The following is a 13,116-nucleotide window of genomic DNA, read 5'->3' on the forward strand; positions in this document are numbered from 1 at the left end:
GGTGCCACAGGTCCCCCAAGTGCCGCGAATGACTCATTCGGGGCGTCCGAGGTCCCCAATGACTCATTCGCGACCTCGCCCGCCCCCGCACCGCAGCCGGCACCGCGCACACGCCCACTCCGGGCTTGCTCCGCGCCCTCATCCCCGCCTCCATTCGTCCACATGCGACACCAGCGCCGCCGTCAGCCCGGCCAGCAGGTCCGCGCCTTCTCCGGCCGTCGCCGGGGTCGGGTCGCCGAGCACCCCCGTCGACGTCACCGCCCGTACTCCGCCCTCGCGCAACAGCGGCAGCAACTCGCCGATCGGGCGCCGGTCCCCCGCCACCGCCCGGTCCATCCGGACGCTGCCCGGCCGCATCGCCAGCTGCAGCGCCGTCTCCGCCCGGCCTGCGTGCGGCTCTCCCGGCCACTGCGGCCGGAACACCGAAACGTCCCGGGACTCCGCCCGCAGCCGGGCCGCCGCGCGGGTGACCGGTCCGGTGTTGCCGCCGTGGGCGGACACGAACAGCAACCGCCCGAACGTCTCCGCCGCCGAGCGGCCCAGCTCCAGCAGCAGGAACTCCGTCGCCTCCTGGCCGATCGAGAGCGTCCCGGCGAAGTCCGCGTGCTCGCCGCTCGAGCCGTACGCCACCGCCGGGGCGACCAGGACTTCCGGGCGGGCCGCCGCCAGGCCGTCGCACAACGCGAGGGCGATGTCGGTGTCCGTCGTCAGCGGCAGGTGCGGGCCGTGCTGCTCGGTCGCGCCGAGCGGGACCGCCAGGATCGCTCCCGACGCCGCGCGGGCGGCGACGTCCGGCCAGGTCAGGTCGGCGAGACGCGCCATCAGTCCAGCGGGTTCTCGTCGCACGGACGGCGCATCCCGATGGTGACCGGTACCGGGCGCCGCCGGTGGGAGTGGTCCAGCGAGGGCTTCGGGACGCTCGTGACGCCCGCCAGCGCGAGTTCGCCGTGGCCGCGCACGCATTCCGGGTCCGGGCCGTCCAGCGGGAGGCCGGTGAAGAACTTCGCGGCCATGCAGCCGCCGCGGCAGGCGTCGAACGCCGAACACGACGTGCACGCGCCCGCGCTTTGCGGGCTGCGCAACGAGGTGAACAGCTCGGATTCGCGCCAGACGCGGGAAAACCCGCCTTCCGAACGGGTGTTGCCCGCCAGGAACGTGTCGTGGATGGCGAACGGGCACGCGTAGACGTCCCCGACCGGGTCGACCAGGCACACCACCCGCCCGGCGCCGCACAGGTTCAGGCCCGGCAGCCCGCCGCCGCCGTAGCCGGCGAGGTGGAAGAACGAGTCGCCGGTGAGGACGTTCTCACCCTTGGCCACGAGCCAGTCGTACAACGAGCGCTGCTGGGCGGCGGTCGGGTGCAGCTCGTCCCAGGTGTCGGCGCCGCGGCCGGACGGGCGCAGCCGCGTGATCCGCAGCTGGGCGCCGTAGCGGTCGGCGATCGCCTTGAACTCGTCGAGCTGGCCGACGTTGTGGCGGGTCATCACCACGGAGATCTTGAAGTTCTCGAAACCCGCTTCGGCCAGGTTCCGCATGGCGCGGATCGCGGTGGCGTAGGAGCCGGGCCCGCGGACGTGGTCGTTGACCTCGGCGGTGGCGCCGTCCAGGGAGATCTGGACGTCGACGTAGTCGCTCGCGGCGAGCCGGCGCGCCACCTCCGGGGTGATCTTGACGCCGTTGGTGGAGAACTTGACGCCGACGTGGTGCTCGGTGGCGTAGTCGACGAGCTCCCAGAAGTCCGGGCGGACGGTGGGCTCGCCGCCGCCGATGTTGACGTAGAAGACCTGCATGCGCTCGAACTCGTCGATCAGCGCCTTGCACTCCGCTGTGGACAGTTCGCGCGGGTCCCGCCGCCCGGAGGAGGAAAGGCAGTGCACGCAGGACAAGTTGCAGGCGTAGGTCAGTTCCCAGGTGAGGCAGATGGGCGCGTCGAGCCCGTACTGGAATTCGTCCACAAGGGACATCAGAGACTCCTCGGCTGGATCATCCGCGACTCGGCCAGCGCGGCCAGCGCGGCGCGGTAACGCGGCAGCTCGGGCGGGGCCACCCCGGCGACGGCGCAGGCGGCGCGGGCGCTGGCGTGCTCGTCGAGGGACCGGACGACGGCCAGCAGGGCCGGGCTCTTCAAGAAGGACAGGCGGCGGGTGCCGAAGTGGTACAGCAGCGCCCCGAACCGTTCCGGCCGGATCGCGACCCGGCTGTCGAGCCGCCAGGCCGCGTCCAGGTCGAACGGTTCAGTAGACACCGCACATCCCGTCGATCGAGACCTCCTCGACCAGCAGGTCTTCGGCGACCGGGGTCTCCTCGACGGGCTCTTCGGCGATCTTCTCGGTCATCGTGACTCCTTCGGCACGGAGACTTCTTTTCGGCACGCAGTGACGAATATCGAGCAGAGTAATGTCACGCAGTGTCGGAAACAACCCCGGAAAGGCGACGGCACCCGGATGACCCAACGCACCCCCGCGGCCCGCCGCGGCAGGCCACCCGGCACGAGCGCCCGCGAACTGGAGGTCATCGCGCTGCGCCTGTTCACCGAGCGAGGCTTCCACGAGACGACGGTCGACGAGATCGCCGCGACCGCGGGCGTCAGCCGCCGCACGTTCTTCCGCTACTACGACGCCAAGTCCGACGTCCTCTGGAACGAGTTCGACGCGGAGGTCACCGCGATCGCCGAGCACCTCGCCGCGGCCGACGCCGACCTGCCGGTCCTGGACGCGGTCCGCGAAGCGGTGCTCGCCGCCAACCACTACCGCGCCGAGGACGTCCCGGAACTGCGGATGCGCATGCACCTGCTCAGCTCGGTCCCGGAACTGGCGGCCAGCGCGACCCGCCACTACGACGCGTGGGAGCGGGCGGTCAGCGCGTACGTCGGCACCCGCACCGGCCGGCCGGCGGACGCGCTGTACCCCCTGGCGGTGGGCCGCGCGGTCCTGGCCACGTGCCGTGCGGCGTACGAGCGATGGTCGGCCCGCGCCGACGCGGACCTGACGGTGTACCTCGACGCGGCCCTGCGGGCGCTGGCGACCGGCTTCGCCGACCCGGCGGCCATCGAGCCCGGCTACTGAGGAGGCGTAACGGATTCACCGAGGTGAGCGACTCAGGAAATGATCGGTGGGCCCGGGCGGCGGTATCCCGGAGTCATCTGATCGGCGTAACGTGGAGAGCGGAGAGTGTCCTCCAAGCACTCCTCGAGGCCGCTGTGGCATCCTCCGCGCAGAGGTCGTCCGACGCGAAGGGTTGGCGCCATGAGTACAGACGCGGCGGCGCGTGAGCGGGAAACCCCCAGCGGACGTGGTGAGCCCGTGATCGGACAGTCCCCCAAGCGGAAAGTCGGCAACTCGGTCTACGTTTCCGTGCCCGGCCGGGTGCCGGTCATCAAGGCCAAGCGCGCCAAGAAGGACTGACTCCGCGCTCAGCTCGGGTGGATCGCGTACTGCGCCGCCTTGTTCAGGCTGTCCAGCAGCTGGTTCTTGGCCGCCGAATCCAGCTTGCTGATCAACGACAGGTCCCCGGACGCCACGCGCTCCCCGTTGGTCGTGATGACGAACGTCGAGTTGAGCGTGATGGCCCCCACCGTCAAGACGTCGGCGGGGGCTTCCCCGATCATCCGGTCACTGCCGATCCCGGACATGAGGATCGGGGCGGCGAAGATCCCCCGCCAGATCTGGGCGATCGGGGTCGGCGTGAGGTTCGTCGCCTGGACGTTGCCCGTGAAGACCGCTTGCGCGGCCGCGAACTCCGTTTCCCGGCTGATTTTCACGTGGTGGCGCAGGGACCAGTCTTCGCGGTGCGCGTACACCGACGTCCCGACGAGGTTGAGGATGTAGCGGTGCCGCGCCTCCTCGAGCTCCCGGCTGCGCAGCCACAAGAACAGGCCGAAGTTCTCGCCCGCGTCGCCGCCGAGCGGGTGGCGGTATTGCCGCGCGAGCTCCCGCAAGACCCGGAGCGGGCCGCCGGGGATTTCCAGCGCCCGGTGCAGTCGGGTCGTGAGTTCTTCGGCGGCTTGACCGGTGGGGATTTCCGCGCCTTTCCGGCAGCCGACGCCGGTGTAGCAGTCGTCCAGCGCCCGGGCGAGCCGACGGCGGTAGACGAGCGAGGCGTCGCTCTTCATGTCGGGCCGGTACCGCCGCGGCTGCACGACGGCGAGCGCGAGATCGGAGATGACCTGGTTCAACTGCGAGTAGGACTTCAGGAAGATCGGGCTGAGCCCCAACTTGTCCTCGAGGTAGCGAGCCGAGCTGATGGCGTAGCGAGCCGCTTCGGTCGTGGTGACGCCGTCGACACCTGGTGGCACGACCAGGGAGAAGCGCGGTGTCGACTTGTCCGCGGTCGCGTAGAGCGGGCCGACGAGGTTCGGGTCCGACATGCCCAGCCCGATGAAGATCGTGCAAGCATCCTCGAGCGCGTTCGAAATGACTTCCCGCACCTGCGCGCCGTGCTTCAGGAATTGTGACTCCGTGAGCACGATCGGCTGTTCCGGCTCGCCTCGCCGGCGGACCAGGCCGTGCAGGTGCAGCACGCCGATCCGGTCGAGGCGCCGGTCCCAGGCCTTCCACGCGGAACTGCCGCCCGGTTTGAGCGAGAACGATTTCACGTCCTCCTCGGGGAAGTACGAGCTCAACGCTCCTTCGAGGATCTCGTCGAAGTTCGTCGTCAGCAGCCGTGCTTTCTTCCGGGCGTACTTCCGGTTCGCGCAGACCAACCGCGCGATCGACTCCGCCAGCACTCCCGGTGTGGCGTCCGAATCGGAATAGAGAGCCTGCTGGATGATCTCGTGGTCCTCGAGATCATCACCGCCGTCCTTCAAGATCTGCAGCACGATCTCGGCTTTCCGCATCAGATCGGAACTGTCGCGCAGGGCGATCATCTTCGTGCTCGAGTTCCCGATCTCCCTCGTCATCCGGTCGATCAGTTCTCGCCAGGACGGCAGGCTGGAGTTCATCGACACGCCGGCACCGACGACGACGGTCAACGGTTTCGTGCGGGACCGGACGGTTTCGAACAGTTCGCGCAGGTAAGGCTGGGTATCGAAGCAGAAGATGTCGCCCCGGTCGAACGCGTCGGGGTCGAGCATTTTCGACGGAGCTCCCTCGCTCATGCGCAGCCTCGGTGGTCATTGTCGTCCGGATATCGCCTCCGCTAGGTCGTGCAACGCACTGGGCCTGTTACAGGATCCCGTGACGCGCGATTTGTCAGCTATTTGTCCGGGAATGGGGAGCGTCTCCCACCGGCTCGGCCAGCTCCCACCCGCCGCGGCGGCGCAGCACCAGCACGTAGTACGCCACCGCCAGCAGGACGATCCCCGCCGTCACGAGCAGGCTCGGCCGGCCGACCGCCGGGTCCAGGAGGTTCTGGTACACCACGAAAACCAGCACCGCCAGCGCCAGCACCGGGGCCACCGGGAACCACGGCATGCGGTACTGCGCGTGGGCCGTGGCGCCGGTGCGGCGGCCCACGATCGCGCCCAGGCACAGGGCCGCGTACACCACCACGATCGACGTGCTCGTCACGACCAGCAGCAGCTGCGGGTCCACGAAACACAGCGCCGCCGCCACGATGCCGGTGCCGGCCGTCGCCACCCACGGGGTGCCGAAGCGGGGGTGGACCGCCGCGAGGGCCCGGTTGACCGCGCCCGGCCAGGCGCGGTCGCGGCCGCTGCTGAAGACCAGGCGGGAGCTGATCAGGACGATCGCCAGGACCGCGTTCACGATCGCGAGCGCCACCGCCAGGCTGAGCACCGTGTCGAGCGTGCCGCCGCCGCGGGCGGTGATGAACGCCGACAGCATGTTCTCCGACCCGAACAGCGCCCCGAGGTCGGGCGCGCCCAGCAGGACCGCGGTCACCGGGACCAGCTCCGCGACCACCGTGATCGCCAGCGCCAGGAGGATCGCGCGGGCGATGCCGCGGGGCGCGTCCTGGGTCTCCTCGCCGAAGTACACCGCCGAGCCGTAGCCGTTGTAGGCGAACATCGCCACCGACGTCGCGATCGCGATGGCGCCGATCGTCGCCGGGCCGCCGCCGGCCGCCACCGGGTGGGCGAGCAGGTCGGTGAACGGGCGGGCCGGGTGGAGCAGCCCGAGTGCGCTGACCACCACCAGCGCCAGGATCTCGATCGCCAGGAAGACGCCGGTCACCCAGGCGTTCAGCTTGATGTCGAAGACGCCGACGACGGCGGCCAGCACGCACGTCACCGCGGCGGCCACCGGCCCGGGCAGGCCGGGGAACAGCACGCCCAGGTACGTCCCGACACCGAGCGCGATCACCGCGACGATGAGCACCTGCGTGATGATCATCAGGCCCAGCACGGCGAAGCCGGGCAGCCGGCCCAGCGTGCGGGCCACGATCGCGTACTCGCCGCCGGCCACCGGGAACGCCGACGCGAGTTCGGCGTAGACGAACGCCATGAACACGCCGACCACGGCCGCGGCCGCGAAGCTGTAGAAGGCTCCGGTCCCGGCGCCGGCGAGCACCCCCGGCGCGATGATGAACACCGACGACGCGGGACTGATCGCCGAGAGCGTGATGAGCAGGGTGCCGAGGGTGCGCAGGCCGCGGCGCAGGGCAGGGGTGGTCACGAGCGGGCCTCCAGTTCTCTGAAGCTCCTTCGAAAAACCGAGTGACCCCGGATCAAAGACCTTCAGGCCAGGTCCGTCAAGCACTTGATTTTTTCGAAGATCGTTCGAACAATGGGCGCATGGCACGACCGAGCAGGGCCCCCGAGCGGCGGGCCGAGCTGATCGCGGTGGCCCGCCGCGCCGTCGTCGAGCGCGGGGTCCTCAACCTGCGGCTGCGCGACGTCGCCGACGGCGCCGGCCTGTCCTCGGGCTCGGTGCTGTACTACTTCCCCACCCTGACCGACCTCCTGCGGGAGGTTCAGCGGGAAGCCGTCGAGCGCTTCTGCACCCAGCGCGAGGACGCCGCCCGGCACGGGACGCCGACGGGGCGACTGCTCGCCACGATCCGCAGCGGCCTGCCCACCGGGCCGTCCGACGAACTGTGCGTGCTGCTCTACGAACTCGGCACGATCGCCCGCCGCGACCCGGCCTACGCCGCCCGGCACGTCGCGCTGTACGAGCGCCAGGTGCGGATCTACACCGGGATCCTCGAAGCCGGCGCCGCGACCGGCGAATTCACGCTGACCGCCGAGCCGGTCGCGATCGCGCGGAACCTCGTCGCGCTCGAGGACGGCTACGGCCTGCACCTGACCCAAGCCGTGCCCAGCGTGGACCGGGCCACCGCCGAAGCGATGCTGCTTTCGTTCGCCCGCATGGCCTGCACCCGGGAGGACCTCTCATGACCCGGGCCCGCGACCTGGGCATCACGCTGCCCGGCCGGACCGGCACGCACAACGCGCTCACCGACGTCGCGGGCGTCGAGGTCGGCTACACGACGCTCGTCGAAGGCGACTCGGTGCGCACCGGCGTCACGGCGATCCTGCCCCGCGGCCGCGCGGACTTCGCCGTCCCGTGCGCGGCCGGGACGTTCTCCTTGAACGGCAACGGCGAAATGACCGGCACCGCGTGGCTGGCCGAGACCGGGTCGCTGGCCCTGCCGGTGCTGATCACCAACACCCACGCCGTCGGGCCGTGCCACCGCGGCGTGATCGACTGGGTGGTGCGCGAGCGGCCCGACGTCGCGGCCGAGTGGCTGCTGCCGGTGGTCGCCGAGACCTGGGACGGCTACCTCAACGACATCAACGCCCCGACGATCCACAGTGGACACGCGGTCGCGGCGCTCGACAGCGCCCGGGGCGGCGCGCTGGAAGAGGGTTCCGTCGGCGGCGGCACCGGGATGACCTGCTACGGCTTCAAAGGCGGCACCGGCACGGCGTCCCGGCTGGTGGCCCACGGCGCCGACGAGTACACGGTGGGCGTGCTGGTGCAGGCGAACTTCGGCAGCCGGCGCGAGCTCACGGTCGCCGGCGAGGCCGTCGGCCCGCTCCTCGCGGCGGACGACCCGATGGCCCGCTGGTCGCCGGCACCACCCGGCGCGGGCTCGGTGATCGTCGTGCTCGGCACGGACGCGCCCCTGCTGCCGGGTCAGTGCGCGGCGCTCGCCCGCCGCGTCCCGCTCGGCCTGGCCCGCACGGGCACGACCGGCTCCCACTTCTCGGGCGACCTCTTCCTCGCCTTCAGCACGGCGAACCCCGGCGCGCTGACGAGCGCTTTCCCGCGCACGGCGGAAGCCGAGTACGAGCACCTGCGGTTCGTGCCGTGGGGCCGGATCGACCCGTTCTTCGAGGCGGTCGTGCAGGCGGTCGAGGAGGCGGTGCTCAACGCGCTGGTGGCCAACCGGGAGATGACCGGCCACCTCGGGCACCGGGCGCCCGCGTTGCCGGCCGAGCACTGGGCGAATCCCTGACGGGGCCGGTCTCGGTGATCACCCCGATGTCCGACGGCGAAGCCGTCAATACGGTCGAGTCATGCGAAAAATCCTCGCCGCCGGACTCACCGGCGCCCTCCTCCTGACCACCGTCCCCGCCGCCGCGGCCGCCACCCCGCTCCGGCTGCCCGCGCCCACCGGACCGTACGCCGTCGGCACCACCGACCTGCACCTCGTCGACCACGCCCGGCCGGACCCGTGGGTCGCGGGCACGACGCGGGAGCTGATGGTCACCGTCCGGTACCCGGCGCGGCCCGGCGGCTCCCCGGCGCCCTACCTCACGCCGGGCGCCGCCGGGCCGGTCGCCGAGGAAGACGCGCGCCAGCTGAGCATCTCCGCGGACCGGCTCGGCTACACCTTCCCCACGCACGCCCGCGCCGGTGCTCCCGCGGCCGGCGGGAAGCGGCCCGTCGTGCTCTATTCGCCCGGCGCGAAGTACCCGCGTTCGGTCGGGACGGCCCTGCTGGAACAGCTCACCAGCGAGGGCTACGTGACGGTCGCGATCGACCACACCCACGAACCGGCGGCGGTGGAGTTCCCCGGCGGCCGCGTGGAACGGCGGGCCCTGCCGTCGGGCCCGGACGTCGGCAAGCAGCTCATCGCCACCCGGGTGGCCGACACGCGGTTCGTCCTCGACGCGCTGGAAACCGTGGCCCGGGGCGGGAACCCGGACGCGGAGCAGCGCGCGCTCCCGGTGGGGCTGTCCCCGGACCTCTCGCGGGCCGGCATGTTCGGCCACTCCGCCGGCGGGTTCACCACCGGCGAGACCATGGTGGCCGACCGGCGCCTCGCCGCGGGCGCCGACCTCGACGGCAGCATGGCCTACTCCCAGTCCGCCCGCGACTTCGGCCGGATCGCCACCGAGGGACTCGACCGGCCGTTCCTCCTGATGAGCGCGGGTGACCACAGCGCCGCGTCCGACGGTTCCTGGCAGGAATTCCTGAGCCACCAGCGCGGACCGGTCCGCGAAGTCCGCCTGCCCGACGGCGAGCACTTCAGCTTCACCGACTACCAGGTGCTCCTCCCCCAGCTCGGGCTCGACCCGGCGGCGATCGCGCCGTTCATCGGCACCACGGACCCCGCCCGCAGCCTGGCCACCCAGCGCGCGTGCCTGAGTGCCTTCTTCGCGCGCCACCTCCGCTAGTCAGGTGAGCTGCAGGTAGTCGAGTTCGGCGTAGCCGGTGCCGCCGGTGAACGACGGCGCTCCCTTCGCCAGCCGGATCACGTTGTAGCCCGCGTGCAGGTTCACCGACGTCGAGACGGTGCCGAACCGGCCCCAGCCGGCGGTCGGCGGGTAGCTCACCGCCGACCAGGCGCCGCCGTTGTACGCCAGCCCCTGGGTCGAAGTGGCCCCGGTGCCGTTGGCGTAGCCGATGGTCATCGTGTACACCCGCGCACCCGGCACGTTCACGACGAAGTCGAGGTAGCTGTCGGTGCGCGGGTCCCCGGCGTTGTCGATGCGGCCGACGTACCCGCCGTTGGACGCCGTGGCGCTCGACAGCCGCTGTGCGCGGAAGACCGACGCGTTCTCCGCCTCGTACCGCTGCTGGTAGGCGGGCACCCCGCTCGCCGGCTCGACCACCAGGTGGTACGCGCTCGTCGCGGACATGTTCGGCACCGGCACGGTGAGCTGTCCATTCGAGACGGTGTACGTCGACGTCGAAAGCACGGTGGGCGCGGGAACCGCGGTGAACCGGCCCGACGACGGCGTCGACTCCAGGGTGACGCGGACCGTGCCGCTCAGCCCGGTGACCCGCACCGAGTTGCTGCCCGCCTCGTCGCCGAACACGACGTCGACGCGCTGCCGGGTGGGGTCGTAGGCGGCGAAACCGTCCAATCCGGACTGGGCGGGCGGCGTGGTCGTCACCATCGAACCCGCCATGTCGCCGTACCACTTGTACAGCCACCACGTCCCGGTCGGCTGGGTGTTGTTCACGACCAGGCCGTTCACGGTCCCGTACTCGTACCAGAACGCCCGGTCGGCGCCCGCCACGCCGGCGCGTTCCAGTTTGGAAACGTAGTTCGCCACCCGCCCGGGCACGTCGACCTCGTCGGTCCAGGCGTACTCGTTGATGAAGATCGGCCGCGCGCCGATCCCCAGCGACGACTCCAGGGCGCGGTAGGCGGCGACGTCCGCGGCGATCGAAGCGCTGCTGTGGCCCAGCTCGTGCCAGACGACGACGTCCGGGACGGTGTTCGTGCTCTTCGCGGCGGTCAGGAAGGTCCGCATCCGGTCGGTGTTCCAGCTCGCGTAGCCGGGTCCGGCGACCGGGGTGACGGTGTCGCGGGTCCGGATCCGCTGGACCGTCCGCGCCCACCCGGCGGTGAAGTCACCGGCCGCGGCGGTGTTCCAGGTGCCGTCCGGTTCGTTCCAGATCTCCCACGCGGCCACGTTGCTCACCGACGTCGCGGCCAGCCGCCGCGAGACCATCGTGTCCACTTTGGCCAGCCAGTCGTCCCAGCTCACCCACTTGTAGGGGAAATCGGGGTAGCTGTCCGGCATCCGGATGACCTGGGCGGCGCCGACGCGGTCGGCCTGGGGCGCGATCTTCAGCGCGTCCCCGCCGGGCGGCTGGCCGTTGGGCTTCTGCCCGACGCCCGGCGGTGGCTGGGTGAGGGTGTTCAGCTTGAGCGGCAGCAGCGTCGAGTCGGCCGGCCGGCCGTTCTCGGCCAGCGCGTACAGGCCGCCCGCGGCGGCGTGGGTGACGGGCCGGAACGGCGCCGCGGCGTTGACGACGAGGGTGTGGCCGGCGGCTTGCGCCGGGGCCACCGCGAGCGCGGCCAGTACGACGACCGCCGCGGCGAGCACGGGAGTTCGGGACATCGGGCACCTCGATCCTTGACGGGGTCACCGGGCGACCGGGAGCCAGACCCGCATCGGGCCGGGTTCCCGGTTGCCCCACAGGAAATACGGGATGGCGGTCAGCTCGATCGGTTCGCCGTGCGGCTCCTCGGCCTCGGCGGGGTACAGCTCGTCCGACGCGGGTGTCTCGACCCGCCCGCGCGCCGCGAGGGTCACCGGCACGTCCGGCAGCCGCCCGGCGACCAGCGGCGCGCCGACGTCGAGCCGGACGTCCTCCAGGGTCACCCCGGCCGGCAGGTCGGCCTGCTCCAGGCAGTAGACGAGCGGGCCGCGCGTCACGGCGACGCAGCCGCGCACGGCGTCGATCCGGGGGTGCGGCCGCACCAGACGGGCGGGCATCGGGAGATCGAGGACCACCGTGGCTCCGGCCGTCCAGTCCCGGCGCACCGCGGCGTAGCCGTCGTGAACTTCCGCGGGCACGCCGTCGACCAGCGCCCCGGCCGCCCAGCCCGGGATCCGCAGGCTCAGCGTGAGCGCGGCGTCCGTGGTCACGGAGATCTCGACCCGGCCGTCCCACGGGTACCCGGTGCGCGTGACGACCCGGACTTCGGCACCGTCCACAGTGGTCTGGAGCGTGCCGTCGGCGTAGAGGTGCACCTGGAGCCCGCCCGGGTCGGTCGTGGCGACGTAGCCGGACAGCGACGCGACGAGCCGGGCGAGGTTGGGCGGGCAGCAGGCGCACGAATACCACGGGAGCCGGTGCGACGGTGCGTCCTCGTGCGAACCGTCGTGGCCGGTCCGCAGGTGCAGCGGGTTGGCGTAGAAGAAGTGCGTGCCGTCGAGCGCGGTCGAGCCCGCGATCGCGTTGTACAGCACGCGTTCCATCTCGTCGGCGTACTTGCCCTCACCGGTGGCCAGCAGCAGGCGCCAGTTCCAGTGGAAGCTCGCGATCGCCGCGCACGTCTCGCCGTACGCGCGGTCGGGCGGCAGCTCGTACGGGTCGCCGAACGCCTCGTCGCGATGGCGGGAGCCCTGGGCGCCGGTGAGGTAGGTCCTGGTGCCGAACGCGTCGGCCCAGAGCCGCCGGGCGGCGTCGAGCAGCTCGTCGTCGCGGGTCTCGACGGCGACATCCACGACCCCGGCGAGCAGGTACAGCTGGCGCACCACGTGCCCGGCGACCTCGCCGGCGGTCCGGACCGGCTCGTGGTCCTGCAGGTACCGCGAGCCGAACCGCCCGCCGTCGAGCAGGCCGTGGCCGCGCAGGTCGAGGAATCGTTTCGCCAGGTCGAGGTAGGGCCGGTGGCCGGTCACCCGGTACAGCTCGACCAGTGCCGTCTCGATCTCCGGGTGCCCGTCGACGTCGTCCACCCGCGAAAACCGCTCGACGATCAGGTCCGCGAACCGGCGGGCGACCGTGACCAGCTGTGCGCCCACCCCGGCCCGCGCGGCGGCGACGGCGGCCTGGATCAGGTGGCCCGCGCAGTACAGCTCGTGGCTCCAGTGCAGCTCCCGCCACCGCAGCTCCGGCTTCACGACGGTGAAGTACGAGTTGAGGTACCCGTCGTCCCCCTGCGCCTTGGCCACCAGCGCGGCGGTCGTCTCGAGGAACGCGCGCAGCTCGGCGTCGTCCGGGGTCCGCCCCAGCTGCCAGGCCGCGGCTTCCAGGGTCTTGTAGACGTCGCTGTCGGCGAACCACATGTTCCGGTGGTCGCCGTCGGCTTCGCCGGTGACCCGCCGGAAGTTGTCCAGCGCGCCCGCGGCTTCGAGCTGCTCGGCGCAGTGCGGCAGCGTCCGCGTCGCGGTGCGCTCCTGCCAGCCGCCGAGCAGGCTGCCTGGCGAAAAGGTGACGGCACCGAGGAAGAGCGGCCGCAGGGTGGCCGTCGCGGCGGACGTCGGGTGGACGGGGCCGAGGATGCGTTCGGTCATCGAGT

The 13,116-nt window shown here is 71.8% G+C and carries 13 protein-coding genes; 5 read left to right on the forward strand and 8 right to left on the reverse strand.

Translation table 11 applies throughout. The annotated features are described in order from the left end of the window. Positions 1 to 138 precede the first annotated feature (138 nt). Genes mftE through mftA form a run of 4 tightly spaced genes read right to left on the reverse strand, consistent with a single transcriptional unit; the run spans position 139 to position 2,336 of the window. A complete protein-coding gene (mftE, locus tag SD460_RS29975; RefSeq protein ID WP_290053688.1) occupies positions 139 to 822 on the reverse strand; it encodes a mycofactocin biosynthesis peptidyl-dipeptidase MftE in 684 nt (227 codons plus the stop codon). Then, positions 822 to 1,964, reverse strand: coding sequence for a mycofactocin radical SAM maturase (gene mftC / locus SD460_RS29980; protein WP_290053691.1), 1,143 nt, complete (start codon positions 1,962 to 1,964; stop codon positions 822 to 824). The genes mftE and mftC overlap by 1 nt, the downstream gene beginning before the upstream one ends. Further along, on the reverse strand, positions 1,964 to 2,245 hold the full coding sequence (gene mftB / locus SD460_RS29985) for a mycofactocin biosynthesis chaperone MftB (protein WP_290053695.1): 282 nt from the start codon (positions 2,243 to 2,245) through the stop codon (positions 1,964 to 1,966). The genes mftC and mftB overlap by 1 nt, the downstream gene beginning before the upstream one ends. After that, entirely contained in the window at positions 2,235 to 2,336 is a 102-nt protein-coding gene (gene mftA / locus SD460_RS29990) for a mycofactocin precursor MftA (protein WP_125307730.1), read from the reverse strand. Before mftA ends, mftB begins: the two co-directional genes overlap by 11 nt. 108 nt (positions 2,337 to 2,444) lie before the next feature. On the opposite strand from mftA, the gene mftR reads away from it, so the two are divergent. Both mftR and SD460_RS30000 read left to right on the forward strand, forming a co-directional pair. Next, positions 2,445 to 3,065: a mycofactocin system transcriptional regulator MftR gene (gene mftR, locus SD460_RS29995; RefSeq protein WP_290053700.1), complete on the forward strand. Its 621-nt coding sequence runs from the start codon at positions 2,445 to 2,447 to the stop codon at positions 3,063 to 3,065. Between the two features lie 180 nt (positions 3,066 to 3,245). Continuing rightward, positions 3,246 to 3,404, forward strand: a complete 159-nt coding sequence (locus SD460_RS30000) for a hypothetical protein (protein ID WP_290053703.1) — start codon at positions 3,246 to 3,248, stop codon at positions 3,402 to 3,404. Positions 3,405 to 3,412: 8 nt separating this feature from the next. Here the strand turns inward: SD460_RS30000 and SD460_RS30005 are convergent, their stop codons facing one another. Beyond that, complete coding sequence (locus tag SD460_RS30005; protein WP_290053704.1) at positions 3,413 to 5,074, reverse strand: SIR2 family protein; 1,662 nt, start codon at positions 5,072 to 5,074, stop codon at positions 3,413 to 3,415. A gap of 118 nt (positions 5,075 to 5,192) precedes the next feature. Continuing rightward, positions 5,193 to 6,575 (reverse strand): APC family permease, encoded by a 1,383-nt coding sequence (locus SD460_RS30010; RefSeq protein WP_318307049.1) that lies wholly within the window; start codon positions 6,573 to 6,575, stop codon positions 5,193 to 5,195. 119 nt (positions 6,576 to 6,694) lie between these two features. Between SD460_RS30010 and SD460_RS30015 the strand changes: the two genes are divergently transcribed. From SD460_RS30015 to SD460_RS30025, 3 genes are all read left to right on the forward strand, one after another. Further along, positions 6,695 to 7,297 (forward strand): TetR/AcrR family transcriptional regulator, encoded by a 603-nt coding sequence (locus SD460_RS30015; protein ID WP_290053708.1) that lies wholly within the window; start codon positions 6,695 to 6,697, stop codon positions 7,295 to 7,297. Then, positions 7,294 to 8,361, forward strand: a complete 1,068-nt coding sequence (locus SD460_RS30020; protein ID WP_318307050.1) for a DmpA family aminopeptidase — start codon at positions 7,294 to 7,296, stop codon at positions 8,359 to 8,361. Before SD460_RS30015 ends, SD460_RS30020 begins: the two co-directional genes overlap by 4 nt. 61 nt (positions 8,362 to 8,422) lie before the next feature. Next, a complete protein-coding gene (locus tag SD460_RS30025) occupies positions 8,423 to 9,526 on the forward strand; it encodes an alpha/beta hydrolase family protein (RefSeq protein ID WP_318307051.1) in 1,104 nt (367 codons plus the stop codon). On the opposite strand, the gene SD460_RS30030 is transcribed toward SD460_RS30025, so the two are convergent. Further along, on the reverse strand, positions 9,527 to 11,206 hold the full coding sequence (locus SD460_RS30030; RefSeq protein WP_318307052.1) for a carbohydrate-binding protein: 1,680 nt from the start codon (positions 11,204 to 11,206) through the stop codon (positions 9,527 to 9,529). It abuts the gene before it with no gap. A 24-nt stretch (positions 11,207 to 11,230) separates the two neighbouring features. Further along, positions 11,231 to 13,111 carry a glycoside hydrolase family 127 protein gene (locus SD460_RS30035; RefSeq protein ID WP_318307053.1) on the reverse strand — a complete coding sequence of 627 codons (1,881 nt, stop codon included), beginning with the start codon at positions 13,109 to 13,111 and terminating at the stop codon, positions 11,231 to 11,233. Between the last annotated feature and the right edge of the window lie 5 nt (positions 13,112 to 13,116).

Origin of the sequence: Amycolatopsis solani, from assembly GCF_033441515.1 — a bacterium.
In the GTDB taxonomy this organism is placed as follows: domain Bacteria; phylum Actinomycetota; class Actinomycetes; order Mycobacteriales; family Pseudonocardiaceae; genus Amycolatopsis; species Amycolatopsis solani.